General features: G+C 35.0%; 28 protein-coding genes. 10 read left to right on the forward strand and 18 right to left on the reverse strand.

The genetic code is table 11. The features are described from left to right. Positions 1–9: 9 nt before the first annotated feature. On the reverse strand, positions 10–1263 hold the full coding sequence (locus RM51_RS02130) for a PKD domain-containing protein (protein WP_039364659.1): 1254 nt from the start codon (positions 1261–1263) through the stop codon (positions 10–12). Between the two features lie 62 nt (positions 1264–1325). On the opposite strand from RM51_RS02130, the gene RM51_RS02135 reads away from it, so the two are divergent. Both RM51_RS02135 and RM51_RS02140 read left to right on the forward strand, forming a co-directional pair. After that, positions 1326–2165, forward strand: coding sequence for an alpha/beta hydrolase family protein (locus tag RM51_RS02135; protein WP_039364661.1), 840 nt, complete (start codon positions 1326–1328; stop codon positions 2163–2165). Positions 2166–2274: 109 nt separating this feature from the next. Continuing rightward, the gene (locus RM51_RS02140; RefSeq protein WP_039364663.1) at positions 2275–2487 is read left to right on the forward strand and encodes a hypothetical protein; all 213 of its coding nucleotides are present in this window, start codon (positions 2275–2277) and stop codon (positions 2485–2487) included. A gap of 67 nt (positions 2488–2554) precedes the next feature. Here the strand turns inward: RM51_RS02140 and RM51_RS02145 are convergent, their stop codons facing one another. The 8 genes from RM51_RS02145 to RM51_RS02180 form a co-directional block, all read right to left on the reverse strand. After that, positions 2555–3376 carry a flavin reductase family protein gene (locus RM51_RS02145; RefSeq protein ID WP_039364664.1) on the reverse strand — a complete coding sequence of 274 codons (822 nt, stop codon included), beginning with the start codon at positions 3374–3376 and terminating at the stop codon, positions 2555–2557. Positions 3377–3436: 60 nt separating this feature from the next. After that, positions 3437–3844 carry a GxxExxY protein gene (locus tag RM51_RS02150; RefSeq protein ID WP_039364665.1) on the reverse strand — a complete coding sequence of 136 codons (408 nt, stop codon included), beginning with the start codon at positions 3842–3844 and terminating at the stop codon, positions 3437–3439. Positions 3845–3877: 33 nt separating this feature from the next. Then, positions 3878–5125 (reverse strand): fumarylacetoacetase, encoded by a 1248-nt coding sequence (gene fahA / locus RM51_RS02155; protein WP_039364666.1) that lies wholly within the window; start codon positions 5123–5125, stop codon positions 3878–3880. 54 nt (positions 5126–5179) lie between these two features. Beyond that, positions 5180–5641: a hypothetical protein gene (locus RM51_RS02160; protein WP_039364669.1), complete on the reverse strand. Its 462-nt coding sequence runs from the start codon at positions 5639–5641 to the stop codon at positions 5180–5182. 71 nt (positions 5642–5712) lie between these two features. Next, entirely contained in the window at positions 5713–6843 is a 1131-nt protein-coding gene (gene hppD, locus RM51_RS02165) for a 4-hydroxyphenylpyruvate dioxygenase (protein WP_039364671.1), read from the reverse strand. A 171-nt stretch (positions 6844–7014) separates the two neighbouring features. After that, positions 7015–8289 (reverse strand): acetyl-CoA hydrolase/transferase family protein, encoded by a 1275-nt coding sequence (locus RM51_RS02170; protein ID WP_039364673.1) that lies wholly within the window; start codon positions 8287–8289, stop codon positions 7015–7017. A 210-nt stretch (positions 8290–8499) separates the two neighbouring features. Then, complete coding sequence (locus tag RM51_RS02175) at positions 8500–10011, reverse strand: succinate CoA transferase (RefSeq protein WP_039364676.1); 1512 nt, start codon at positions 10009–10011, stop codon at positions 8500–8502. A gap of 169 nt (positions 10012–10180) precedes the next feature. Then, positions 10181–11335, reverse strand: a complete 1155-nt coding sequence (locus tag RM51_RS02180; RefSeq protein WP_039364678.1) for a homogentisate 1,2-dioxygenase — start codon at positions 11333–11335, stop codon at positions 10181–10183. A gap of 123 nt (positions 11336–11458) precedes the next feature. Between RM51_RS02180 and RM51_RS02185 the strand changes: the two genes are divergently transcribed. Both RM51_RS02185 and RM51_RS02190 read left to right on the forward strand, forming a co-directional pair. Then, on the forward strand, positions 11459–13528 hold the full coding sequence (locus RM51_RS02185; protein ID WP_039364679.1) for a TonB-dependent receptor plug domain-containing protein: 2070 nt from the start codon (positions 11459–11461) through the stop codon (positions 13526–13528). Between the two features lie 386 nt (positions 13529–13914). Continuing rightward, positions 13915–14322: a thioredoxin domain-containing protein gene (locus RM51_RS02190; protein WP_228375763.1), complete on the forward strand. Its 408-nt coding sequence runs from the start codon at positions 13915–13917 to the stop codon at positions 14320–14322. A gap of 339 nt (positions 14323–14661) precedes the next feature. Here RM51_RS02190 and RM51_RS02195 read toward each other — a convergent pair whose 3' ends face one another. After that, complete coding sequence (locus tag RM51_RS02195) at positions 14662–15027, reverse strand: DUF1304 domain-containing protein (protein ID WP_039364681.1); 366 nt, start codon at positions 15025–15027, stop codon at positions 14662–14664. Positions 15028–15092: 65 nt separating this feature from the next. Here RM51_RS02195 and RM51_RS02200 point away from each other — a divergent pair, with 65 nt between their 5' ends. The 3 genes from RM51_RS02200 to RM51_RS02210 all read left to right on the forward strand — a co-directional run bounded on the left by RM51_RS02200 (position 15093) and on the right by RM51_RS02210 (position 16613). Then, positions 15093–15665: a Crp/Fnr family transcriptional regulator gene (locus tag RM51_RS02200; RefSeq protein WP_185094991.1), complete on the forward strand. Its 573-nt coding sequence runs from the start codon at positions 15093–15095 to the stop codon at positions 15663–15665. A 63-nt stretch (positions 15666–15728) separates the two neighbouring features. After that, positions 15729–16163 (forward strand): DoxX family protein, encoded by a 435-nt coding sequence (locus tag RM51_RS02205; RefSeq protein WP_039364685.1) that lies wholly within the window; start codon positions 15729–15731, stop codon positions 16161–16163. Between the two features lie 6 nt (positions 16164–16169). Next, positions 16170–16613 (forward strand): carboxymuconolactone decarboxylase family protein, encoded by a 444-nt coding sequence (locus RM51_RS02210; protein ID WP_039364688.1) that lies wholly within the window; start codon positions 16170–16172, stop codon positions 16611–16613. A 114-nt stretch (positions 16614–16727) separates the two neighbouring features. Here RM51_RS02210 and RM51_RS02215 read toward each other — a convergent pair whose 3' ends face one another. From RM51_RS02215 to RM51_RS02230, 5 genes are all read right to left on the reverse strand, one after another. After that, on the reverse strand, positions 16728–17711 hold the full coding sequence (locus tag RM51_RS02215; protein ID WP_039364689.1) for an aldo/keto reductase: 984 nt from the start codon (positions 17709–17711) through the stop codon (positions 16728–16730). Between the two features lie 18 nt (positions 17712–17729). After that, a complete protein-coding gene (locus RM51_RS19435) occupies positions 17730–17888 on the reverse strand; it encodes a hypothetical protein (protein WP_165584977.1) in 159 nt (52 codons plus the stop codon). Positions 17889–17916: 28 nt separating this feature from the next. Then, positions 17917–18669, reverse strand: coding sequence for a type 1 glutamine amidotransferase domain-containing protein (locus RM51_RS02220; RefSeq protein WP_228375764.1), 753 nt, complete (start codon positions 18667–18669; stop codon positions 17917–17919). Positions 18670–18833: 164 nt separating this feature from the next. Next, complete coding sequence (locus RM51_RS02225; RefSeq protein WP_039364691.1) at positions 18834–19121, reverse strand: putative quinol monooxygenase; 288 nt, start codon at positions 19119–19121, stop codon at positions 18834–18836. After that, positions 19121–19735 carry an NAD(P)H-dependent oxidoreductase gene (locus RM51_RS02230; RefSeq protein WP_039364693.1) on the reverse strand — a complete coding sequence of 205 codons (615 nt, stop codon included), beginning with the start codon at positions 19733–19735 and terminating at the stop codon, positions 19121–19123. The genes RM51_RS02225 and RM51_RS02230 overlap by 1 nt, the downstream gene beginning before the upstream one ends. Positions 19736–19889: 154 nt before the next feature. Between RM51_RS02230 and RM51_RS02235 the strand changes: the two genes are divergently transcribed. Both RM51_RS02235 and RM51_RS02240 read left to right on the forward strand, forming a co-directional pair. Next, positions 19890–20819 carry a bifunctional helix-turn-helix transcriptional regulator/GNAT family N-acetyltransferase gene (locus RM51_RS02235; RefSeq protein ID WP_039364695.1) on the forward strand — a complete coding sequence of 310 codons (930 nt, stop codon included), beginning with the start codon at positions 19890–19892 and terminating at the stop codon, positions 20817–20819. Between the two features lie 97 nt (positions 20820–20916). Beyond that, the gene (locus RM51_RS02240; RefSeq protein WP_039364697.1) at positions 20917–21834 is read left to right on the forward strand and encodes a LysR family transcriptional regulator; all 918 of its coding nucleotides are present in this window, start codon (positions 20917–20919) and stop codon (positions 21832–21834) included. Positions 21835–21930: 96 nt separating this feature from the next. Here the strand turns inward: RM51_RS02240 and RM51_RS02245 are convergent, their stop codons facing one another. After that, a complete protein-coding gene (locus tag RM51_RS02245) occupies positions 21931–22365 on the reverse strand; it encodes a GNAT family N-acetyltransferase (protein ID WP_039364699.1) in 435 nt (144 codons plus the stop codon). A 114-nt stretch (positions 22366–22479) separates the two neighbouring features. On the opposite strand from RM51_RS02245, the gene RM51_RS02250 reads away from it, so the two are divergent. Continuing rightward, complete coding sequence (locus RM51_RS02250) at positions 22480–23355, forward strand: aldo/keto reductase (RefSeq protein WP_039364701.1); 876 nt, start codon at positions 22480–22482, stop codon at positions 23353–23355. A gap of 41 nt (positions 23356–23396) precedes the next feature. On the opposite strand, the gene RM51_RS02255 is transcribed toward RM51_RS02250, so the two are convergent. Together RM51_RS02255 and RM51_RS02260 are read right to left on the reverse strand one after the other, a co-directional pair. Further along, positions 23397–24734, reverse strand: a complete 1338-nt coding sequence (locus tag RM51_RS02255; protein ID WP_039364703.1) for a UDP-N-acetylmuramate--L-alanine ligase — start codon at positions 24732–24734, stop codon at positions 23397–23399. 6 nt (positions 24735–24740) lie between these two features. Then, complete coding sequence (locus tag RM51_RS02260; protein ID WP_039364705.1) at positions 24741–25178, reverse strand: hypothetical protein; 438 nt, start codon at positions 25176–25178, stop codon at positions 24741–24743. Between the last annotated feature and the right edge of the window lie 11 nt (positions 25179–25189).

Consider the following 25189-nt stretch of genomic DNA (forward strand, 5'->3'; position numbering starts at 1 on the left):
AAAATAGGGCTATTTTTTGATAATTTTTTTAGTGTACTCTTTTTCATCAATTTTATATTGCAAAAGATAAACGCCACTAGGTAGATGTTGCAAAGAAATGCTATATCCTGATTCTGTTTTTCTCAAATTATAATTAACAATTCTTCCGGAAGCATCTTTTAATGAAACTAAAGAAAATTCCGAGTTAGTAATGATGTTAATAAAATTATGTGTCGGATTTGGGTAAATTTGAACGATATTTTTCGAATTTTCAAGAGTGCTTAAATTATTTACGGTAAGGTATTTTGTTTTGGTAGAATTGCCTCCACAAGCATTTGTGGTTAAGCTTACCGTATAATTTCCTGGTGTAGTATAAGAATGTTGAGGGTTTTCTAAAATAGATGTTGTCCCGTCTCCGAAACTCCATAAAAAGGACGTCGCATTTTGAGTCTGGTTGGTAAATTGAACATTTTGAGAACTGGGATACGTGTACGAAAATTGACTGTGAACATCATTTGCTGGAACCAACCAAGTATCCATATGATCAAAAACCACATTTTTTACTGTATTTTTAAGAATACTTGCTTCACTTGTCGAAAGATTTCCGCTAAAGGTTGCCAAAGTAGGATCCTTTTTGAAAATGATCGTGTAAAAAGTATATGCTGCAGCCATAGAACCTAAATAAGAAGGGTGAGACTCATCGGAAGAATAGAGTTCTAACGATGGATATTGTGTTCTGATCGTTCTCCAAACTTTTCCTACAGGAGAAACCAAACTTTCATTGTCGGTTGCCATTTGCATATAACGGTCGTACAATTTATCATCCATTCCTTCATAAGTACAAATGTATGGAAGAGAAGCGCAGTTAGACTGATCTCCAAATTTTCTTCCCCACGTCATGTAGAAGATTACATTTCCACAAGGGTTTTGAGTGTTTACTAATGTAGAAAGCTGTTGTGCAAATGGAAAAACATCAGTTTGTACCTGGGTTAACGGAAAAGATGGAAGCTGGCTTTGTTCCTGTAGAACCACATAATCCCAGTTTCCTAAGCCGATGGTAGAGAGTACGTTTTGATTATTCACATGGTCCTGTAAAGTTGATCCACCCGGAGTATGGCTTTGATGGGTTAAAACATCTCCTGTAGAGGTAGCAATACTGGCGATTAAAACCGGAAGATCATTATAGTACGTATAGCTGTTTCCCACAAAAAAGACTTTTTTGGTAGTCTGTCCAAATACGAATGCTAATGAAGTTAATAATAAAAGAAGTAAAGTTTTTTTCATATATTTAATTTAAAGTGAATGGCACAAATTTAAAAAGATATTAAACAAAACATATTTATTTTATGGAATTGGTGAAAGAAATTGATATACAGTTGAATAACCCGGAAACAGGAACTTTTCTTGCAGATGCATTATACCCTGAATCAGACCAGAAACTCCCTTTAATTATTTTTGTTCATGGTTATAAAGGCTATAAAGATTGGGGAGCTTGGAATGTAATGGCGGAAAAATTTGCAGAAGCAGGTTTTTTCTTTGTGAAATTCAACTTTTCGCATAACGGAACTACCATTGAAGATCCTCATAATTTCGCGGATTTGGAAGCGTTTGGAAATAATAACTATTCCAAAGAACTTTCGGATTTAGGAGTGGTGATCGATCATTTTATTACCAATGAAAACGTGGACGATCAAAAATTGATTTTGATTGGTCATAGCAGAGGAGGAGGGATTTCCATTATTAAAACTTTTGAAGATGAAAGAATTAATGGGTTGATAACCTTAGCAAGTGTTGATACATTAGATCGTTTTCCTAAAAACGATGCCTTTGAAAGATGGGAGAAAGCAGGTGTTTTTTATGTGGTAAACGGAAGAACGAAACAAGAGATGCCACATTATTATCAGTTTTATGAAGATTTTAAGCATAACGAGTTTCGTTTTGATGTTGAAAGAGCAACTGAAATGGCAATGGCACAGATGTTAATTGTCCATGGAACCAATGACGAAAGTGTGAAGGTGAAAAGTGCGGAACATCTTCATATTTTAAATCCGAATTCTGAATTGTTTTTAATTGAAGATGCCAATCATACGTTTGGAGCTAAAGAACCTTGGGAGGAAAGTGAGTTGCCAAAAGATTTGAATACAGTGGTAGAAAAAGCAATTGAATTCATCAACCATAAATTATAGATATAAAGATTTTTTTTTTTTTTTTTTAATTTATTGAATTTCAATGTGTTTAATTATTTTTTTCATATATTAGTGAAAAATATTAGTAACACTAAAAATTCAAATTATTATGAAAAATTCAAATTTAAAAAAAGGACAAAAATTAAGCAGAGAGGCTCAGAAAAGTGTTTTGGGAGGAGATTTTGAAATCCAATGCGCAAGTGGATGCTATAATTTCTATTTAAGTGACGGACAGGGAAATTGTCTTGTCCCTCCATGTGCTTCTCCTAATTTCGGGACAGAAGTTAAGGGTGCTAATGGACGTTATCAATGTTGTTACTAGATAGTTGATCTAATAAAAAAGGAGTGAATATGTTCACTCCTTTTATTTTTATCTTAGTTTGGATAACTTATTTAATTAAAATTTTCCAGGCCTCTTCAATTTTACTTTCAAGCAAAAACTTCTGAGCATCCTGATGAATCTTTTCATCAGAATGATATTCTCCAGCTGGTAAAACCTCAACATTGGCAAGCATCCCTAAATCATTTCCTGTAAAAATTGTACTCAGTTTTATTTCATCAGGAAGAAGATCGAAGCCGATACCTTTTGTTACCAATGGCTTTGGAACTTCAAAAAGATTATTTTCATTGTTTCTGGAATACCAGTTTCCGCCTAAACGGGCAACCATATCCAGTTTTTTCTGATCAAGATTTCCTTCTTCATTCAGATATTCTTCTCTGATATGGATTTTCTGAACTTCACAAATTACCAAATTTCCTGCGCCTCCCTGATCACCCAAAGATTTTACCTCTAAAACCTTGCATTCAAAGTTTACAGGACATTCTTCAATTAATTTAGGTTGTACCAAATCAGCGTCTTTCATTGTTAAGCCGGATTTGATAAATTCATTTACGCCGTCACCGTATTCTGTGGAGGCTAAAGAAATTTGCTGAACAATTGGAAAATTAACCGTTCCGATTACGACTTCAGGAACCTCTAAAACATTTTCTAAGGTATGTTTTGTAGTATTATCGCGCACTCTTCTCGAAGGTGAAAAAATCAAAATCGGAGGAACAGTACTGAACATATTGAAAAAACTGAATGGTGACAGATTGATCTCGCCATTCTTATCAACCGTAGATGCCAATGCAATTGGTCGTGGTGAAACGGCAGTCTGCATTACAGTCTGTAGCTGTACCGGAGTTATTTCGGATGGAATAAGTATTTTCATATATAATTAACCACAAAAGTCACAAAAGTTTTTAAAGTAAATCATTAAATCTTTTAAAGATCAAAAAAGCATATCGTAATATTTGTTTACAAAAGTTTCATGTCCTTGATGATATAAATTTTTCACATTAAAATTAACTAGTATCCCTTTGGGTTTCTTCATTAGATTAATATAATTTAAAATTTGGGCTCGATGAATTTCATTCAGTTCTGAAACTGCTTTTAATTCAACAACAATTAAGTCTTCAACTAAAAAATCACAAAAGAAATCACATTGAATTTCCTTTCCTTTGTAAATGACTGGAATTTTGAATTCAGATTTAAAATCGATGTTTCTTAACCTGAATTCTTCTTCCAAGCATTTGTGATAAACACTTTCTAATAAACCTGCTCCTAAGATTTTGTGAACTTCTATGCAAGCTCCATTTATCTTATAAGTCAAATCGGTTAAATAAGATTGTGTAATCATTTAAATCTTTTGTGACTTTTGTGGTTAAAAGTTTTAAACTGTAGGAATAATTTTACCACTTACTTCACCGAAACCAACTCTTACACCGTCTTTTTCAGCCCAAGCTTTCATAGTTACCGTATCATTATCGTTGATGAATTTTCTTTCTTCTCCATTGCTTAGTTGAATTGGGTTTTGCCCTCTCCAAGTTAATTCAAGCATAGAACCGAAAGATTTTGGATCGCTTCCTGAGATAGTTCCACTTGCGTATAGATCTCCAACTTCAATGTTACAACCATTTACTGTGTGATGAGCCAATTGCTGCGTCATATTCCAGTACATATGTTTGTAGTTGCTTTCGCTGATTAGATTTTGGTCACCGTTTTCAGGTTGTAAATAAACTTCTAAATTGATGTCGTAATTTTTATCTCCTTCAAATTTGAGATAATCCAAAACTTCAGGATCTTGAATCGGAGAAGCAGTTCTGAATGGCTCTAAGGCTTCTAAAGTAACTACCCAAGGAGAAATTGACGAACCGAAATTTTTAGCTAAAAATGGTCCTAGAGGAACATATTCCCAAGACTGAATATCTCTTGCAGACCAGTCGTTGAAAACTACCATTCCGAAAATAGCATCTTCAGCCTGTTGTGTAGAAATACTTTCGCCCATCTCCGTATTTTTGTTGATGATGAACCCCATTTCCAATTCGAAATCCAATTGCTTACAAGGTCCAAAAACTGGTTTTTCTACGTCTGCAGGTTTCATTTGACCTTTCGGACGGTTGATCTCAGTTCCTGAAACTACAATAGAAGAAGCTCTACCGTGATATCCTACAGGAAGATGTTTCCAGTTAGGTAACAAAGCGTTTGCTGGATCTCTGAACATTTTTCCAACGTTGGTTGCGTGTTCTATGCTGCTGTAAAAATCCGTATAGTTCGGAATGTGAACAGGCATCATCATTTTTACTTTATCCAAATCATAAAAAGCGTCTTCAATCGTTTTCTCATCTTTTGACAACGTGGAACCTTCCTGCAATAATTCCTGAATTTTCAAACGAACGGCATTGGTAATTGGTTTTCCAAGTTCAATGAATTCGTTGATGGTGTATGCTTCAAAAACATTATCATCAAGACCTTCGATCTCTTCGAAATAACCAAGATCATACAATGTGGCAAGGTCAATTACCTGATCTCCGATTCTTGTACAGCAGCCAATATATTCTTTGTTGAAAACTGCTACACCAAAAGGAATATTATGGATAGAGAAGTCTGAATTTGACGAATATTCTACAAATGATTTCATAAGTTTAGGATTAAATTAGGAATGTAAGGAGTGTGTTTCCTGAATTCCGGGTTGTTATTTTTTTGAATAAGATTCTTCATCGATCCACCTGTCTTTACTATTGATGTCGATAAGGTATAGAATGTCTTTTTGTTTGGTCAGCAGCAAGGTTTTAGTAACCGGAATCGGAACTTTTTGATTTTCCAGCATATCTGCACGTAAGGAAATAATATTTTTTTTACTTCTTACAATATCACCTGAAAAAACATTTGAACTGCTTTCGCCTGTTGCTTTATCATCAAAAACTTCTACATAAGTTACTTTGTTTCCTTTGATCACAATAAAATCTCTTTCTGTGTGATCTGTTGCATCTTTAATGAAAACAAACTTTTTATTGTCAATACTTACGTTTCCCAAGTTTTGAATAATACCTTTTCTCTCTTCAAGTTGGGTGAGAATTTCGTTCATAGTTCCGTATTGTGCTTTTGCACATACAAGAGTGCCTAATAATGAAATTCCGATGAATATTTTTTTCATATTGTGTGGTGCTTTATAAAAAAGTTTTGCCAAGATAAAAATCCTGACAAAACTTAGTATTATACTTTAAATTAAAGATTTCCTCTTTTTTCCTGCTCTCTTTCTAAAGCTTCAAATAATGCTTTAAAGTTACCAGCACCAAAACTTTGAGCTCCATGTCTTTCAATGATTTCAAAGAATAGAGTAGGACGGTCTTCTACAGGTTTAGTAAAGATCTGTAATAAATATCCTTCTTCATCGTGATCGATAAGGATACCTAGATCCTGAAGTTTTTTAAGGTCTTCGTCAATGTGACCTACTCTTTCAGGAACCATGTCGTAATATGCTTCTGGTGGAGCAGAAAGGAATTCTACACCACGTTTTTTCAATTCAGTTACGGTGTGGATGATGTCTTTTGTCGCTACTGCGATGTGTTGTACTCCTTCACCTTCGTAGAAATCAAGATATTCTTCTACCTGAGATTTCTTTTTACCTTCTGCAGGTTCGTTGATAGGGAATTTTGCATATCCGTTTCCGTTTGACATTACTTTAGACATCAAAGCAGAATATTCTGTGTTGATTTGCTTGTCGTCAAAAGAAAGGATGTTTACAAATCCCATTACTTTTTCGTACCATTCAACGGTTGGAATCATTCTGTCCCAATCTACGTTTCCTACACAGTGGTCTACATACAATAATCCTGCATCTTCAGGGTTGTAAGCACTTTCCCATTTTTCATAACCAGGCATGAAAGGTCCCGTATAGTTTTTTCTTTCAACAAACATGTGAACTGTTTCTCCATACGTATAAATTCCGGACATTCTTACTTCACCGTTTTCATCTGTCAAAGTTACAGGCTCCAAATATGGTTTTCCACCTCTTTTAGTCGTCTCTTCGAAAGCTTTATAAGCGTCATCTACCCAAAGTGCCAAAATTTTTACTCCATCACCATGTTTCTTTACGTGTTCGTTGATGGGAGAATCTGATTTTAATCCTGTTGTAAGAACCAATCTGATTTTTCCTTGTTGTAGAACATAAGATGAACGATCTCTTACTCCTGTTTCAGGACCAGCGTATGCTACAGACTGAAAACCAAAAGCGGTTTTATAATAATGAGCAGCCTGTTTTGCATTTCCTACATAAAACTCAATGTAATCTGTACCATTAATTGGCAAAAAATTCTCTGCTTGAGCAATTTTTTCGGCAAATGTAAGTGTTGACATATTTTCTATTTTTACTTTTATTTATAGCGTGCAAATTACGAATTTCCCCGAAATATTTAAAATTGATGCAAACAACCGTTAGTTAAAGTTTTAATAAAATATTCGGGAGTAAATAAACTGCAAAAAATTTAAACCATTAAGGTCGCTTTCTGTTATTTTTTTTAAGATAAATTAATGTCTAAATCTTTCGAAAGCTGCTTTTTCCAACATTTCCCGATCATCCGGATGGGCGATACTGATCAATTCCTGAGCTCTTTGGCGTAAGTTTTTTCCGTATAAATAAGCCGTTCCGTATTCGGTAACCACATAATGGATGTGACCTCTTGTGGTAACGACTCCCGCTCCCTGTTTCAGATAAGGAACGATTCTGGAAATTCCCTTTTTCGTTCTTGAAGTAATGGCAATGATAGGTTTTCCGTCTTCGCTTAATGCGGCTCCTCTCATGAAATCCATCTGTCCGCCAATTCCGCTGTATTGAAGACTTCCTATAGAATCTGCACAAACCTGACCCGTTAAATCAATTTCAATGGCAGAATTGATGGCCATCATTTTTTTGTTTCTCATAATATTAATCGGAAAATTGACCGTACTTACATCGTCAAATGAGAAAACAGTATTGTCATCTACATAATCGTACAATTTTCTTGTTCCAAAACAGAAACTGGTGATCGTTTTATTGTCGTTGTACCCTTTATATTTGTTGTTGATAACATCGTTTTGAATCAGATCAATCACTCCGTCACTCAGCATTTCAGTATGTATTCCTAAATCTTTATGATTTCCAAGGCATTTTAAAACCGCATCAGGAATCGTTCCTATCCCCATTTGGATCGTAGATTTATCCTCAATTAATTCAGCAACATTTTTTCCCACTTCCATTTCCTCAGGGCCTACTTTTGAACCGTAATCTACTGTCGGAAGCTCTTCTTCATGCCAAACCAGTTTATTAATTCTGCTTACATGAATCATTCCGTCACCGTGAGTTCTGGGCATTAATGGATTGACGATCGCTACAATGGTTTTCGCGGTGTCTACTGCCGCTCTTGCGATATCAACAGAAGTTCCTAATGTACAAAAACCGTGTTTGTCGGGAGGAGAAACTGTAATCAAAGCAACATCAAGAGGGAGAATGTTTTTTCTAAATAAAATCGGAATCTCACTTAAAAAAACAGGAACAAAATCTCCTCTGTCGGAGTTCACGGCATCACGAACCGGTGTTGAAACGAAAAGAGAATTCACAAAAAAACTGTCTTTATATTGTGGTTTTGCGATTTCTACATTTCCCTGCTGGGTAATCGACACCATTTCTACATTGGAAAGGCGGTGAGATTGCCTCGCCAGTTCGTCAATTAAATAATTGGGAGTACATGCACTTCCGTGAAAAAATACTCTGTTTCCGCTTTTTACGGTATAGACAGCTTCTTCAGCACTTATATAGTTGTACATAATAGTAATATTTTATGATGATGTTGGCTAATTTATTCTGAACTAAAAAATACGCTTTTTTCAAAGATAATTCATATCGTTTTTATTTGGTCTAAATTTTACAGACTCATCAGGAGACTTTTATCATGTTTAATAAAATTAATAAAAACTTACAAACAAAAAAAGACTAAGTGTATTACACCTAGTCTTTTATATGATATTTTAAACTGATTAATTTAAAACTTCTGTAGTAATTTCTTTCTTCATACTTCCTGTCTGTGAGAATCTTAAATGCCAACTGAAAGATTCTTCCAGAAGGTGCGGAGTATGTCCTCCTCTTTCACAGGCACGGTCAAAATATGACTGTAGCTCTTCTCTATAATCCGGATGAACACAGTTGTCGATGATTTTCTGAGCTCTTTCTCTTGGAGCAAGTCCTCGTAAATCTGCTAAACCTATATCGGTAACTAAAATATCAACATCATGCTCAGTATGATCTGTATGAGAAACCATTGGAAGAACGTGTGAAATCTTATTTTCTTTAGAAGCAGCTTGAGTTACGAAAATACTTAAGTAAGCATTTCTGGCAAAATCACCTGAACCACCGATTCCGTTCATTATCTTTGTCCCTCCGATATGAGTAGAGTTTACATTTCCATAAATATCAAATTCAATGGCTGTATTGATAGCAATTACCCCCAGTCTTCTGATCAATCCCGGAGTATTAGATATGTTTTGAGGTCTTAAAACAAATTTTTCTCTGTATTTGCTGAGATTCCCAAACACTCGGTCATAGCAATCTTTAGAAACGGTTACAGAAGACGCAGAAGCAAAACTTAGCTTTCCTGCATCAATAAGGTCAAAGGTGCTGTCTTGCAATACTTCTGAGAACATGGTCAGATCGTAGAAGTTACTATCTTTAAATCCGGTAAGAACTGCATTGGCTACTTTACCGATTCCAGCCTGAAGAGGAAGAAGTCTGTCTGTAAGTCTGCCTAGACGAACTTCATTTTCAAAGAAATCAATGATGTGTTTTGCAATAGCTGTTGTTTTTGCATCCGGTTCAGCGATATCAGCCGGACTGTCTTTAAGATTGGTAAAAACAATCGCTTCAATTTTTTCAGGATCCACCGGAATACTTTTTCTTCCGATTTTGTTCCAAGGGGCAACAATTGGAATTACATTTCTGTACGGATAATCTTCAGCCTGATAAATATCGTGGATTCCGTATACTTCTTCAGGAACTTCTGTATTGATCTCAATAATTACCTTTTTAGCCAAAGCAGCAAAAGTTACCGAATTTCCTACGGATGTTGTCGGTACGATGCTTCCGTCTCTTTCGATATAGGCCGCTTCAATAACAGCAACATCAATATTCAGTAAGTTTTTGGTGTGAAGAAGTTCTGCACTTTCACTTAAATGCTGATCGATGAAGAGAATTTCACCTTTGTTGATTTTATTCCTGAGAATAGGATCTACCTGAAACGGCATCCTTTTTTTTATGACATTGGCTTCTGCAAGCTTTCCGTCTGTTCCGTGTCCTAAAGAGGCACCGGTCATTAATGTGATTTTAAGATCTTCAGTTTTGCCTTTTTCAGCCAATGCGGCTAAAATAGCTTTGCTGTCTCCGGCTTTTGTAAAACCGCTGGATCCTACTACCATGCCATCTTTAATGATATTGACGGCATTTTCTACTGTAGTTACTTTCTTGTGTAGACTTTCTAGTCTGATTCTTTCTAACATTTACTCTTTATTTGATTTTATCCACCCATTTATTCCATGTTGTAGTATAAAATAAAGGATGATAAAAAATGTTAATCCTAATCTCACAAATTTACAAAAAAAAGATGCTTTAAACAGTTGTTTAAGGCATCTTTTATATTTATTTCATAATTCTTTCTAAAGAAAATTTTTATTCCTCCAGCCAAGAAGTTTTATAAGAAGGATCTTCCACTTTCAAAGCTTCTTCTGTAATTTTTAAAGGACGGAAAGGATCGACCATTACCGCATATTCCTCTGTAAATTTTTTACCGATACTTCTTTCCATTGCTCCTGGGTGAGGTCCATGCACGATTCCTCCCGGGTGAAGAGTGAAATCCATTAAATCAATGTGGTTACGGCTCATGAAATCTCCTTCTGTATAGAATAAAACTTCATCAGAATCAATATTGGAGTGATTGTACGGTGCAGGAATTGCCATCGGATGATAGTCATACATTCTTGCACAGAACGAACAAACCACAAAATTGTGGGCCTCAAACGTCTGGTGAACCGGTGGCGGTTGGTGAATTCTTCCTGTAATCGGTTCGAAGTTTTTGATATTGAATTTATAAGGATAAAAATACCCGTCCCAACCTACCACATCAAATGGATGTGTTGCGTAGATGAAATCTGTGATCTGATTTTCCTTTTTTACTTTAATTAAAAATTCTCCTTTTTCGTCTTTAGGCTCAACAAAAGTCGGTGCAATGATATCTCTTTCGCAGAACGGAGAATGTTCCAATAACTGTCCAAACTCATTTCTGTATCTTTTCGGAGTATAAATCGGAGAATGACTTTCTACCACAAAGAAAACCGTATCATCAGAATGTAATTCAACCTGATAAATCGTTCCTCTTGGGATAATTAAATAATCACCCACAGAAAATTCAAGGTTTCCAACAAAAGTTTTCAAAATTCCGCTTCCGCTGTGAGCGTATAAAAGTTCATCACACTCAGCGTTTTTGTAGAAATAATCCATCGATTTTCTTGGCTTCGACAATCCCATTTTCAGGTCATTGTTTACCATCAAAAACTTACGGCTGTCCATAAAATCGTCTTCAGGAGTTACATTCATTCCCTTAAACATTCTTGGAGTCACGTTTTTCTCGACTGCAATTTTCGGTGCCACATCTTTGGGTTCGCCAATCGATTTGATTTGAGTCGGACGGTGAATGTGGTACAATAATGAAGAAATTCCATGAAAACCTTCCGTTCCGAAAAGCTGTTCATAGTAAAACTTATCTTCAGGAGATTTGAAAATCGTATGCCTTTTTTGTGGGATATTTCCCGACTGATGATATCTCATTTTACTTTTATATGTTGACTCTCAAATTTAATACTTTTTCATGAATTCGATTTAATATTATTTTTTAGGATAAGTTTTGTAATTAAAAAATAATTGTTAGTTTTGTCTAACAATTTTAATTTCATGAAGCGAATATTACTTTCTGCCTTATTTTTTTCCGGATATTGTTTTTCACAAGAAGCTGATAGTTTGCATTTAAAGCCATCAGAGAAAATGGATTCAGTCAAAATTTCAGATAGAAAACTCAAAACAAAAGACATCGACGATGTAGTCATCACCGGAACGATAAAACCGATCAGTAAATCTAAAAGTCCGGTTGCGGTAGAAATTTATACCTCAAAATTTTTCCAGAAAAACCCCACTCCAAGTATTTTTGAAGCCATTTCTATGGTAAATGGAGTAAAACCTCAGTTGAACTGTTCGGTTTGTAATACGGGAGATATTCACATCAACGGATTGGAAGGTCCTTACACGATGATTTTGATTGACGGAATGCCGATTGTAAGTTCGCTTTCAACAGTTTACGGATTAAGTGGAATTCCAAATAGTTTGGTCGACAGAATTGAAGTGATAAAAGGGCCTGCTTCTTCCATTTACGGTTCTGAAGCGATGGGAGGAGTTATAAATATTATTACTAAAAATGCTCTGACTGCACCAAAATTAAGCGTCGATCTCATGACAACAACCTGGAGCGAAAATAATGTTGATTTGTCGACAAAATTTAATTTGGGTAAAAATGTCGCTTCCTTATTAAGTTTAAACTATTTCAATTACGAGAAAAGATTTGATTATAATAAAGATAACTTCACGGATGCGGCTTTGCAGAACAGAATTTCTGTTTTTAATAAATGGAATTTCCAACGAAAAGAAAACCGATTGGCCAGTTTTGCCTTGAGATATTTATACGAAGACCGTTTTGGCGGAGAAATGCAATGGAATAAATCATATCGTGGAAGTGATGTGGTTTATGGAGAAAGTATTTATACGAATAGAGTAGAAGCTTTTGGGGTGTATCAATGGCCTATAAAAGAAAATATTATTACTCAGTTCTCTTATAATTTTCATGATCAGAATTCTTTCTATGGAAGTAATCCTTTTGTGGCGACCCAGAAAGTGGCTTTTACACAAACCTATTGGGATAAAAAATTAGGGAAACACGATTTAATTGTAGGCGCAACTTTCAAGAAAACGTATTATGATGACAACACTCCGGGAACATTTTCTTCAGACGGCTTAACAAATGAGCCGATGAAATCACCTATTTTTGGAGCTTTTATTCAGGATCAGTGGGAAATCAATGAAAAGAATACCTTGTTATTAGGATATAGATTTGATTATGATAAAATTCATCATTCCGTTCATTCACCGCGTTTTGCATGGAAGTTTTCCCCGAATCCTTATCATACATTGCGATTCAATTTTGGAACGGGATTCCGTGTGGTAAATTTGTTTACGGAAGACCATGCAGCATTGACGGGCTCACGTGAAGTGGTAATTAAATCAGATTTAAAACCTGAAAAATCAATCAACGGTAATTTAAACTATGTTTGGAAAATTCCTGTTGGAGATAAGTTGATTAATCTTGATGCTTCAGCGTTTTATACCTATTTCAGTAATAAAATTGTCGGTGATTTTGATACCGATCCTGAGAAAATTATTTACGATAATCTGCATGGTTACGGAATTTCAAGAGGAGCTTCTTTGAATGTGGATTATACCTTTAGTTTTCCATTGAGTGTTAATTTGGGAGTTACTTATTTGGATGTTTATCAGAAATTTGATGGAGAAAGTGAAAAATCACAACAACTTCATGCCCCCAAATGGAGTGGTACCTATAATTTAAGTTACAAATTTAGGAATAATTTAACCGTAGATTTTACAGGACAGTTCTACGGACCGATGAGACTGCCTGTTTTACCGGATGATTACCGACGAGAATATTCTCCGTTTTATTCTTTGGCAAATATTCAGGTTTCGAAGAGTTTCAAATCCGGATTTGAAGTGTATTGCGGAATCAAAAACCTGTTCAATTTTACACCGAAAGATCCTTTGATGAGACCGTTTGATCCGTTTGATAAAAATGTGGATGACCCCATCAGTAATCCTTATCATTATACGTTTGATACGACGTATGGATATGCGCCGATGCAGAAGATAAGAGGATTTCTTGGGGTGAAATATACTTTGAAATGATTGAATGTTGAAGATTTTTAACGCCAAGATTTTATAGTAAAAATGATGATTTTTTAGGAGGCAAAGGCAAATGAATTTGCTGCACGAAGCTGAAACGAACCGCTTCATCAAATCAAGTTGAAGATTTTTAACGCAAAGATTTTATAGTAAAAGTGATAATTTTTTAGAAGGCAAAGGCAAATGAATTTGCTGCACGAAGCTGGAACGGATCGCTTCATCAAATCAACTTGTTGATTCATCTTTGCTCATTATTATAAAATTAAAGAAAATTAAAAACTTTGCGTTTAAAACAGTATTTCCAAAATCATAAAATTAAAAAGAATAAAGTGAAACTTTCAGCAATATTTTTATTTTTAATGTTAGTGCCTTGTTTTTGTCTTTCACAGATGAAAACAGGCACTTTTTCGGAGCTGGAAATTCAGCAGAAAGAAAATCCGAAGCCGATCATTATTCATATTTATACCAGTTGGTGTTCAGTTTGTAAAATAGAATCTTTTCAGCTAAATAAAGATAAAGACTTAGTTCACCTTATCACTGAAAACTTTTATCTGATCAATTTTGACCCAGAAAAAATGAAAGAAAAGATCAGTTTCCAGGGAAAAGAATTCAATTATTTACCGAATGGAAATTCAGGAATTCATGAACTGGCTTTAGCGTTATCAAAAAATAAAAACCAGCCTGTATATCCGTTGTGGATTGTTTTGGATAAGGATTTGAACTTGGTTGAATATCATGAGGGATTTTTTAAGGCTGAGAAAATGAAAGAGAAACTTAATGCGGTTTTGAATTTTTGATTCTCGCAGATTTTGCGGATTCTGCAGATTTTTTTAATCTTTAGTTTTTTAATTTATTTCCGTAGAGATTGTCATTCCGTAGGAATCTAAGCGTAGTATTAGAAATTAGTATTGGAAAGATTTGCGTCGAGATTCCTACGGAATGACAAACGTTGTAAATATTTTTCAAATACTTAAATGGATGACTGGAACCATAGCCCCGATTGCAATGAAAATCCTTTTTTGCAAAAAAAGATTGTAATGGAAAGCGGGAAATAGCTCCTAAAAAAATATAACACAAATATCTGCGCAATCCGTAAAATCTGTGAAAGTATTTATTTTATAAAATGTGTGGGAAAATTATTTTAAAAGCACCGCAATAATCGCCAAAATTGCCGGTAAAGCCTGCACAAAAAATATCTTCTTGGTTGCAGAAACAGCACCGTAAATTCCGGCTACTGCAACGCATCCTAAGAAAAATAAAGCAATATTGGTCTGCCATTTTGGATCATCAATCAGGAAAGACCAGATCAGTCCGGCTGCTAAAAAACCATTGTACAGACCTTGGTTGGCTGCTAAACCTTTTGTGGGTTTAAACATTTCTTCAGGAAGAGCTTTTTTAAAAACTTCTTTGCCCTTGGTTTCCCATGCAAACATTTCCATCCATAAAATATAAAGATGCTCGATGGCTACGACTGCGATTAGAATTTTGGCTACGATTTCCATGAATTAGTATTTTGTGATTGTAAAACTAAAAAAATAAAGTTAAGTTTGGTTATACAATTACAATAATGGAGACTTTCAAACAACATTTAGATAAATTCGTTACGATTACTGATGAAGAATTTGCTTCGGTTCTTTCATTTTTTCAGGAATTGGAAGTAAAGAAAAAACAGGATCTGATGTTGAATGGTGAAGTTTGCAGATCGATGTATTTTGTAATTAAAGGCTGTCTTCGAAAGTTTTTTGTGAATGAAAAAGGAATAGAACAGACGACAGAATTTGCTATTGAGAACTGGTGGATCACCGATACTTTTGCTTATGAAAGACAAATGAAATCTGATTTTTGTATTCAGGCGGTGGAACGTTCTACGATTTTAATGATTGATCTTCAGACTCAGGAAGTACTACTGAAAAAACATCCGGTGATGGAGCGTTATTTCAGAATGATTTATCAGCGGGCTTATGCGGCTTCGGAAAGAAGGATCCGTTATTTATATGAAATGACAAGAGAAGAATTGTATGTGCATTTCAGTACGCAATATCCTTGGTTTATTCAACGAATTCCTCAATATTTAATTGCTTCGTTTTTAGGTTTTACTCCGGAATATTTAAGTGAAATCAGAGCCAAATTACGTTCTTAAACCAGTTTAAGATTTTTGCGATTCAGAAGTCGCAACTTTGTCCTGTTCATAAAAACAATTACAATGACAGGCAAAAACACTATTCAGTTCCCGCAATTATTTTTAAGAATAGCCATTGCAGTGACGATGCTTTCTGCAGTAGCAGACAGATTTGGATTTTGGGGCGAAAACTCTACCTGGGGAAACTGGCAAAACTTTGAAAAGTACACCCAACAGCTTACCTTTTTTCTTCCCGCAAGTTTAGGCACTTTTTCTGCCTATGCTGCCACTTTTTTAGAAATCCTTCTTCCGTTAATGCTTATTCTTGGATTTAAAACCCGAATTGCAGCGTATGGAGTAGGTTTTCTGTTATTGATTTTCGCTTTTTCCATGACCATCGCTTTAGGCGTAAAAGTGCCTTTGGATTATTCGGTCTGGGTGGGAAGTGCCGGTGCATTCTTATTAGCATTTCAGGAGAAATATTCATTTACAATAGACAATTTAACAAACAAAATATAAATCATTATGAGCGTAAGAATTAATATGGCAACCGTAGATGCTGCCGCGTACAAAGCAATGTTAGGGTTAGAAGGTTATCTTCAGACGATTTCTTTAAACTACATTCAGAAAGAATTAATAAAAATCAGAGCTTCCCAAATCAACGGATGTGCTTTCTGTCTGGATATGCATACCAAAGATGCCATGAAATACGGGGAAACTCCTCAGAGAATTTACCTTTTAAATGCATGGAGAGAAGCATTGGAATTGTATACAGAAGAAGAACAGGTACTTTTGGCAATGACCGAAGAGATCACGCTGATCAGCCAAAAAGGATTAACAGAAGAAACTTATTACAAAGCAAAACAGCTTTTTGATGAAAATCAGATCGCTCAAATTATCATGGCGATTATCACGATTAATTCATGGAACAGAATTGCGATAAGTACACATATGCCGATTGCAAAATAAAAATCAATTATTTTAAAATTAAGTTATTTACAAAAAGCGTCTCCCAATCTTGAGAGACGCTTTTATGTATTTTGAGATTGCTTCACTTCGTTCGCAATGACAACTGTGTATGTATTAAAGCTGAGCTAATTCAGCATTGATAAAATTCAGTTCTTCCTGAGAAAGATCAAAAGACAGTGCTTTTGCATTTTCAATCGCTTGCTGAGCATTTCTTGCCCCTGCTAAAACCACTGTAATTGCAGGTTGCAAAGTTGTCCATCTCAAAACCAACTGCGAAAGAGTGGCGCCTTTTTCCTGAGCAATCGGTTCTATTTTATCTAAGAAAGTTTTCACTTTATGTAAATCAAACTGTGAAAAATATCCGTTTCTGTGATCGTTTTCTTTCAGTTGGCTTTCTTTGAAATATTTTCCAGTTAAAAGACCTCTTTCCATTGGGCTATACACGATAATTCCCGAATTGTTTTCCAAAGAATAAGGAGCCAGATCATTTTCAATAGCCCGGTTCAGCATACTGTAAGAAACCTGATTGCTGGCTAATTTCAGGGTTTTATTAGCTTCTTCCATCTGTTCAACAGAATAATTACTTACTCCTGCAGTTCTGATCTTTCCTTGCTGAATCAGTATTTCTAAAGCTTCCATTGTTTCGCCGATCGGTGTGGTAGAATCCGGCCAGTGCAACTGTAAAAGATCGATATAATCTGTTTTCAGTCTTTTTAAGCTTTCTTCAACTTCTTTGATGATATTTTCTTTAGAAGCGAATTTATATACAGGGATTTTTTTACCGTCTTCTTCCGCATCGAAGAAAAATTCTCCTTTTCCGTTGTTGCTTCCGTCCCAAACCAATCCGAATTTTGTCAATAACTGAATTTTCGAACGGTCTTTTCCTTTGATCGCTTCTCCAATCATTTCTTCGCTCAAGCCGAAACCGTAAAAAGGTGCGGTATCAATTGAAGTGACTCCATGATCCAAAGAAGCGTGGATTGAATGTATGGAATCTTGTTTTTCATTTCCGCCCCACATATTTCCACCGATGGCAAACGCTCCGTGAGTAATCACTGAAAGTTCCAGATCAGTGTTTCCTAATTTTCTATATTCCATTTCTTATCTTAATTTTGATTATATATAAAGGTTTTCAACTTTAAAATGATTGAAAATATTCTCAGTTTTGTCGTTTTGACGAAGAAAGAATCCAGGCTGTTTTATCGGAGATTCTTCACTTCGCTTTGCTCCGTTCAGAATGACAGGAAAAGTCATTGTACTAACTGATAATTTCAAACGATTTAATTAAAAAACTTTAATGATTTTATTTTTTTAGTTCTTTTAAAATAGCTTCACCAACACTTTTTGCAGACTGAGGATTTTGTCCTGTAATCACTCGTTGATCACTTACTACATGGTTCTGCCAAAGTCCTGATTTTTCAAATTTTGCGCCTCTTTCTTTCAGTTTATCTTCCAAAAGGAAAGGAACTACATTGATCAATTTTACTTCTGATTCCTCTTCGTTGGTAAAGGCATTGATTTTTTTACCGTCAACTAAATATTTACCGTTGTTCAGTTTGATATTCACCAAACCAGCAGGCCCGTGACAAACTCCGGCTACAATTCCTCCGTTTTCATAGATTTTTGAGGCAATTGAGGCGAGCTCTGTGTTGTCTGCAAAATCCCACATCGCACCATGTCCTCCTGCATAAAAGATGGTAGAGTAGTCATTCGGATTTACCTGTGAAGGCTGCAAAGAATGATCGATTTTGTTTTTGTATTCTTTATTTTCCCAGAATTCTTTGTTTACCGAATCTTTCAGATCAAATCCGTCAACAGGAGGAGTCCCGCCTTTCGGACTTACAAAATCGATTTCGTATCCTGCTTTGTGAAGAACTTCCCAAGGATGAGAAACCTCACCAAGATAATATCCCGTTTCCTGACCTGTATCTCCTTTTTTGTCATGACTGGTAACGACAAATAAAATTTTCTTTTTCATATTTTTAGATTTTTTGGTTTGCGCCTGAATGAATACTATAGTGAAAATAGAAAGGATGAGTAATGCTAATTTTTTCATAAATGCTGATTTGATCTTTTAAATTTAAACATTAAGTTTTCTTATAAGAAGTTTAGACTGTTAAGATTTAGTTTTGCTTTAACATATAGATAGTAAAATCTACAGTTTGCTTAATGAATCTTAATACCTAAATTTCCTTAATGGTTTAAATATTATTGTAATCATTAAATAATTTCAGTTAAATAAATCTGTGGTTTTTCCTGTAATTTTTCATCAACCAAAGCTCCGAAAGCCTGAATATACGGTTGCTGATTATGTTGGGCTAAACCTTCTTCACTTTTCCAGATTTCGTAGAAAACAAACTGGTTTTTATCTTCAATTCCCTGATGAAGCGTGTACAATTCATTAGCTTCCTCTTTTACGGTTTCTTTTACCATATTTTGAAGAGTTTCCAGTACTTCATTTCTGTGCTCTTCTTTTGCTTTAATAACGGCGGTTAAATAGATTTTCATTAGGCTAATTCTGGTTTTAATTCTTTTTCAAAAACTGTAGTAAGATGTTCTCTGTACAACTTCATATCACGATCGATATTGGCATTTTTTTCCACATCATGAAAGTGAAAACTTTCCATTTTTTCCAATGAGACAAAAGCGTTCATTCTATGGAATCCAAATAATGGTCCGTTATCCACACTTGTTTCGTTAAAGAATTCTCCGGGAAGCGTGAAAGCTGTTTCAGGAGCATTCCAACTTGTAGTCAGCATATATTTTCTTCCTTTCAGCATTCCGCCTGTTCCGTAGTTGATTTTCGGATTGTCGGCAGTTCTTCCGTCGCTCATATAAATTCCTTTAGCGTGACCTGCTGTGAAGACTTCATCAATATATTTCTTCAAACCGTTCGGTAACTGAAACCACCAGATTGGAGTATGATAAATAATATAATCTGCCCAGACGAATTTTTCTACCTCTTCATTTTTATCATAATTTTCGCTCACATTGGTAATTTTTACCTCTATATTTCCAAAGTTTTTCAGAACTTCCAATGTGTTGTCTGCGATTGTCTGATTATATTTTCCTCCAGAATGTCCGAAGTTTTGTCCACCGTTAATGATTAATACTTTTTTCATTGTTTTATGATTGTTTAAATTTTATGATGCAAAGTTAGGATGGACTATTGTATAATAAAAATAATATGAATTATAGTTAAGTATTATAAAAATAATAGGAGTTAAAATTGAATTAAATTAGTTGATTTTGTCAACTAATTTTTAATTTTGCTTCATGGAAAATATAATTCAACAAATCAGAGGCTTTAACAGATTTTACACATCGCATATCGGGATGTTGAAAAATAATTTTTTGGATAGTCCGTACTCATTGGCAGAAGTGAGGCTTTTATATGAAATAGGAGCGCATTTAACGATTACATCACAACAGCTGACAGAGCTTTTAAATCTTGATAAAGGGTATGTGAGTCGTGTTGTAAAGTTGTTTTTAAAAGATGGTATTGTAGAAAAAATGCAATCTGAAGAGGATAAAAGAGTTTTTTTTATCAAACTAACCGAAACAGGAAGTCATTTATTAAAGGCTCTGCATTCAAAATCAGATCAACAAATTGAAGATATTGTGAAACAACTTAATGGTGATGAAAAAGAGATGTTGGTCAATTCTATGCAGAGTATCAAAAATTTGTTGGTAGAAAATTATGACAAAGAAAATCTTGCCAAAAATGTTGAATTTAGAGAAGGGTTGAAACCTGGAGATATCGGTTATCTGATCCATCTTCATGGAAAACTTTATACTGAAGAATCGGGCTATAGCCAAGATTTTGAAAAATATGTGATTAAAACTTTTTCTGAATTTTTAGAAAATTATTCGGAGAAGAATGACAAAGTTTGGCTTGCGGAATATCATCAACAAATTATAGGATGTATAGCAATTCTTCACAGATCAGATGAAGAGGCACAGTTGAGATGGTTTTTAACTTTACCCATGTTTAGAGGTACAGGAATTGGAAAAAAACTCTTGAATACTGCCTTAGATTATTGTAAAGAAAAAAAATATAAAAATCTTTATTTATTGACCACAAATGTTCAGGAAAAAGCAATTGCGATGTACGAAAAAGTAGGTTTTGTAAAAACAGAATCTATAGAATCTTTGCAATGGGGGCAAAAATTGACGGAAGAACGTTTTGATTTGAAATTAGATTAGTTTTTAGAACACCAATCATCGATATAATCAATTCAATCTATGTATTATTAATCTGATTCTTTGTTAATTTTGTATCAAAATAATAATATCTAAAGTCATGGTCAATCTAGAATGGTACCGAACTTTTAAAGCAATTTATAAAACCGGGACTTTAACGGGAGCAGCTGATTCTCTGTTTATTTCGCAACCCGGAGTAAGCTTGCACTTAAGCTCTCTGGAATCTTATGTTGGATATAAGCTATTCGACAGAACCGGAAGGAAAATGATTCCTACGGAAAGAGGAAAAGTTTTATTCAATGCCGTTTCTGAACCTTTAGCAAAGTTAGAAGATGTTGAAAAGAACTTTCAGAAATCTACCGAAAAGCATACTCCAACCATAAGTGTAGGAATGTGTTTTGAAACGTTTCAGACGACTTTGGAGCAATATGTTTCGACTTTGCCTTTTAATTTAATCATCAGTTTTGGAGAATATCCTGAAATGCTGGAACAATTGGATAAAGGGATTTTAGACCTAATTATTACTCCTAAAAGAGGAACATCGCCCAATATCTTACATGAGGCATTTTCCTCGGAACAGATTATTTTGGTTGGCGGAAAAAATATAGATACGGATAGTTTCAATGAAGTGGTGAGAACCAAAGGTCCGGAACACGTTGAAGAATGGCTGAAACAGGAGAAATGGTACGGAACAACAGGTGATATGGAACACCTTTTCCAGTTTTGGATTCTGAATTTTGGACACAAACCTAATTTCCGTCCCAATTATATTGTTCCGAATTTAAATTCTATCATCCGTTGTCTGAAAGGCGGAACCGGATTAGCGGTCGTTCCTAATTTTTTATGTAAAAATGAAATTGAAAATGGGGAGATCAAATTAATTTGGGAAGGGGAGAAAAAACTGGAAAATACATTGTATTTCGGATGCAGAAAAAAGACCAACTATCAGGACGAAATAGATCATATTAAAAGCTTGTTCCGAAAAATGATGAGTGAAGAAGAGCTTTTGACGGTATAATTTTTCTCTGTGTTTTTGTCATTCTGACGAAGGAAGAATCTCGGCTTTATTTTCAGAGATTCTTCACTCCACTTTGTTGCGTTCAGAATGACAAGATTACAAACTCATATGAATAATAGGATAATCTTTTCCGGACCCGTCTTTCTCAGATCTTCCGGTTGCTTTGAATCCCATTTTTTCATAAAAACCAATTGCCTGTGGATTCTGTTCATTGACATCCACTTTTGTCAATCCGGTTTTGTCTTTCATAAACTGATATAATTTTTTCCCGAAGCCTTTTCCGCGGGTATCATCATGAATGAAAAGCATTTCCAGATTTCCTTCTGCAACGGACGCAAATCCTTGAGCTTCGTTATTTTCGGAAATTACATACACTTCAAGATTCGGTAAATATTCTTTTGGAATAATTTCTTTGAAATGCTGAAGGTCTTCTTCAGAAAGAAAATCATGGGTTACTCTTACTGCCGATTCCCATATTTCCATGATTCTTGGATAATCTTCTGAAGTTGCCAATCTGATTGGGTGGATCATAATTTTAAATTTCCACAAAAATAAATATTTAAAAACTAGTAAAAATGGTAACCGGTAATTTCAAAATTTTATCGCAAATTTGTTTGATTTTAATTGAAAAAATAAACCAAAATTATGGCACAAAAAATATATGCAGGACAACCTGTAATTACATTAAATAATGGCGTAGATATTCCGGCTTTAGGCTTTGGAGTTTGGCAGATGGAGGATTTGAAAGAATGTGAAAATGCTGTGATCAAAGCTGTTGAAGTGGGATATAGGATGATTGATACCGCTTCTATTTACCTTAATGAAACAGCCGTTGGAAACGCGATTAAGAACTGTGGAGTAGACAGAGATGAGCTGTTTGTAACTTCAAAACTTTGGGTTCAGGATATTGCTTATGATAAAGCAAAAGGTGCTTTTCAGAGAACTTTAGACAGATTACAACTGGAATATCTGGATCTGTATCTTATTCACTGGCCGTATGGAGATTTTATCGGGGCTTGGAAAGCAATGGAAGAATTGTACTATGAAGGAAAAATAAAAGCAATTGGTGTTTGTAATTTCCCTGTTGAAAAGATGGAGGAATTAAAAGCCAATTCTACGGTTCTTCCGGTAATTAATCAAATTGAGCTGCATCCTCTTTTCCAGCAAAAAGAGCTTCAGGTATATGACAGAGAAAATAATATCGTTACACAACCTTGGAGCCCGCTTGGAAACGGAAATGCCGGATTATTGGATAATTCAGAACTGAAAGCTATTGCTGAGAAATATGGTAAAACAGTGGCTCAGGTGATCTTGAGATGGCATCTTCAGGAAGGTTTCTGCGTGATTCCTAAATCTGTAACCCCTTCCAGAATTGAGGCGAATTTCAATGTTTTTGATTTTGAACTTTCAGAAGATGAAATGAACATTGTCCGTTCTTTAGACACCGGAAAAAGACTTTTCTTTGATCCAAAAGATCCGTCTTGGGAAAAGAAGATGCTGAATTCTGTAGCGGATATTTAAATAAAAAAAATCCTTTCATCAAAAAATGAAAGGATTTTTTATTATTTCGTTAAATCGAGTCCTCCGAAGTTACCCGAGCTCATCATCAGGTAAACTCCCTGAGTTTTGTCGAGTATTTCCCAATAGGCGTGAAGTTCTTCCGCATTGGTGAAAACTTTCAGATTTTCGTTCTTGAATTTTTCTTTGATTAATTCAGGAGAAATAGGTTCCATTCTTTTGATCTTCAAGGCATCTTCTGAATAGAATACAACTGCGTTATCCAAACCATCCATTGCATGGTCATATTGCTCTAGAAATGCCGGATTTAAGCTTGAATACGTATGAAGTTCAAGAAAACCGTATTTCTTCTCATTTTTAAATTGTTCACAGAACGCTTTTACAGCCGCTTTTACTTTACTTGGAGCATGGGCAAAATCTTTATAAAGTGTTCCTTTATCTTCTCTTTCTACCTTTTCAAGACGTTTTGAAGCTCCTTTGAAACTCATAATCGCTTCATAAAAATCTTCATCCATAATCCCTAAAGTCTGGCAAATATGTCTTGCTCCTTCAAGGTTTAGTAAATTATGTGCTCCGAAAATAGAAAGCGGAACATCTCCCATTTCAGTTTTCAGATACACTTTTCCGTTGTTGATCTCATATTCAGGAGTTTTGTAAGGGATTTTTCTGAAATAATTTTCAGCGGCTTCCACTACTTTTACCACTTCGGCATCTTCTTCGTTATAGACTAAAATTCCTCCTGGAGTAATGCTTGCAACAAATTTTCTGAACTGTTCAATATAATTGTCAAATGTTTTGAAAACATTAATATGATCCCACGCAATTCCGCTCATTAAAGCGATATTGGGCTGATAAAGCAGGAATTTTGAACGAAGATCAATAGGAGAGGAAAGGTATTCATCACCTTCCAAAACCATGAAATCGTTGTCCTGAGTCAATTTTACCATACAGTCGAAACCTTCCAGCTGAGCGCCTACCATGAAATCCACCTCTTTCTGATGGAAGTTTAAAACATGAAGGATCATAGAAGTAATAGTCGTTTTACCATGTGAACCGGCAATAACGACTCTGGTTTTGTTTTTTGACTGCTCGTAAAGAAATTCAGGGTATGAATAAATTTTTAAGCCCAGTTCTTTTGCTTTTGCCAGTTCAGGATTGTCCTGATGTGCATGCATTCCAAGAATTACAGCATCAATATCGGAAGTGATCTTTTCAGGAAACCAACCCATTTCTGTGGGTAAAATTCCTTTCTTTTCCAATCTTGATCTTGAAGGTTCAAAAATAGCATCATCCGAACCTGTTACCTGATATCCTTTATCTTTTAGTGCAATGGCAAGATTGTGCATCGCACTTCCTCCAATTGCTATGAAGTGGGTTTTCAATTGTATTTACTGTTTTTTTACATTGTTATTAATGATCTCCTGAAAAGCAGTCGTAATATTTGTCCAGTTCGTTTTGAAATTGGACATAATAGAACTTGCATCTGTTTTGCTGCCTTCATTAGCGCCTTTCTTTATGTTGATAGAAGTCGCGATACCATCATAGATTTTTTTATGATCTTCCTGTATTCTTCTGAAATTATTTTGAGAAAGGGTATTATCCAGTTTTTTTAAATCTTCATCGGTAAGGGTAAAGTTCTGATTGTATTTCTTCCCTTCTCCTTCAAATGAATAGTGAACATTGTTTCCTTTAATCAAAAGATTTTCATATACGGGAGAAAGACCTCCACTTTTTGAATAGCTGATGTCAAAGTCAGAATATACTTTCTGACTATTACAAGAAACCATGATTATAATTGTAAATATGATGGCTATTATTTTGCTCATATTACCTCGTT

The organism is Chryseobacterium taiwanense, assembly GCF_000813825.1.
Lineage (GTDB): Bacteria > Bacteroidota > Bacteroidia > Flavobacteriales > Weeksellaceae > Chryseobacterium > Chryseobacterium taiwanense.

What these genes read in the sequence shown, in the direction of transcription:
- RM51_RS02260 (WP_039364705.1), bottom strand. Translation starts at nt 25,178, where the DNA reads ATGAGCAAAATAATAGCCATCATATTTACAATTATAATCATGGTTTCT.
- RM51_RS02235 (WP_039364695.1), top strand. Translation starts at nt 19,890, where the DNA reads ATGGAAAATATAATTCAACAAATCAGAGGCTTTAACAGATTTTACACA.
- RM51_RS02170 (WP_039364673.1), bottom strand. Translation starts at nt 8,289, where the DNA reads ATGTACAACTATATAAGTGCTGAAGAAGCTGTCTATACCGTAAAAAGC.
- RM51_RS02240 (WP_039364697.1), top strand. Translation starts at nt 20,917, where the DNA reads ATGGTCAATCTAGAATGGTACCGAACTTTTAAAGCAATTTATAAAACC.
- RM51_RS02135 (WP_039364661.1), top strand. Translation starts at nt 1,326, where the DNA reads ATGGAATTGGTGAAAGAAATTGATATACAGTTGAATAACCCGGAAACA.
- RM51_RS02140 (WP_039364663.1), top strand. Translation starts at nt 2,275, where the DNA reads ATGAAAAATTCAAATTTAAAAAAAGGACAAAAATTAAGCAGAGAGGCT.
- RM51_RS02245 (WP_039364699.1), bottom strand. Translation starts at nt 22,365, where the DNA reads ATGATCCACCCAATCAGATTGGCAACTTCAGAAGATTATCCAAGAATC.
- hppD (WP_039364671.1), bottom strand. Translation starts at nt 6,843, where the DNA reads ATGTCAACACTTACATTTGCCGAAAAAATTGCTCAAGCAGAGAATTTT.
- RM51_RS02185 (WP_039364679.1), top strand. Translation starts at nt 11,459, where the DNA reads ATGAAGCGAATATTACTTTCTGCCTTATTTTTTTCCGGATATTGTTTT.
- RM51_RS02195 (WP_039364681.1), bottom strand. Translation starts at nt 15,027, where the DNA reads ATGGAAATCGTAGCCAAAATTCTAATCGCAGTCGTAGCCATCGAGCAT.
- RM51_RS02180 (WP_039364678.1), bottom strand. Translation starts at nt 11,335, where the DNA reads ATGAGATATCATCAGTCGGGAAATATCCCACAAAAAAGGCATACGATT.
- RM51_RS02210 (WP_039364688.1), top strand. Translation starts at nt 16,170, where the DNA reads ATGAGCGTAAGAATTAATATGGCAACCGTAGATGCTGCCGCGTACAAA.
- RM51_RS02160 (WP_039364669.1), bottom strand. Translation starts at nt 5,641, where the DNA reads ATGAAAAAAATATTCATCGGAATTTCATTATTAGGCACTCTTGTATGT.
- RM51_RS02175 (WP_039364676.1), bottom strand. Translation starts at nt 10,011, where the DNA reads ATGTTAGAAAGAATCAGACTAGAAAGTCTACACAAGAAAGTAACTACA.
- RM51_RS02250 (WP_039364701.1), top strand. Translation starts at nt 22,480, where the DNA reads ATGGCACAAAAAATATATGCAGGACAACCTGTAATTACATTAAATAAT.
- RM51_RS02145 (WP_039364664.1), bottom strand. Translation starts at nt 3,376, where the DNA reads ATGAAAATACTTATTCCATCCGAAATAACTCCGGTACAGCTACAGACT.
- RM51_RS02130 (WP_039364659.1), bottom strand. Translation starts at nt 1,263, where the DNA reads ATGAAAAAAACTTTACTTCTTTTATTATTAACTTCATTAGCATTCGTA.
- RM51_RS02225 (WP_039364691.1), bottom strand. Translation starts at nt 19,121, where the DNA reads ATGAAAATCTATTTAACCGCCGTTATTAAAGCAAAAGAAGAGCACAGA.
- RM51_RS02200 (WP_185094991.1), top strand. Translation starts at nt 15,093, where the DNA reads ATGGAGACTTTCAAACAACATTTAGATAAATTCGTTACGATTACTGAT.
- RM51_RS02215 (WP_039364689.1), bottom strand. Translation starts at nt 17,711, where the DNA reads ATGGAATATAGAAAATTAGGAAACACTGATCTGGAACTTTCAGTGATT.
- fahA (WP_039364666.1), bottom strand. Translation starts at nt 5,125, where the DNA reads ATGAAATCATTTGTAGAATATTCGTCAAATTCAGACTTCTCTATCCAT.
- RM51_RS02190 (WP_228375763.1), top strand. Translation starts at nt 13,915, where the DNA reads ATGAAAACAGGCACTTTTTCGGAGCTGGAAATTCAGCAGAAAGAAAAT.
- RM51_RS02150 (WP_039364665.1), bottom strand. Translation starts at nt 3,844, where the DNA reads ATGATTACACAATCTTATTTAACCGATTTGACTTATAAGATAAATGGA.
- RM51_RS02230 (WP_039364693.1), bottom strand. Translation starts at nt 19,735, where the DNA reads ATGAAAAAAGTATTAATCATTAACGGTGGACAAAACTTCGGACATTCT.
- RM51_RS02205 (WP_039364685.1), top strand. Translation starts at nt 15,729, where the DNA reads ATGACAGGCAAAAACACTATTCAGTTCCCGCAATTATTTTTAAGAATA.
- RM51_RS02220 (WP_228375764.1), bottom strand. Translation starts at nt 18,669, where the DNA reads ATGAAAAAATTAGCATTACTCATCCTTTCTATTTTCACTATAGTATTC.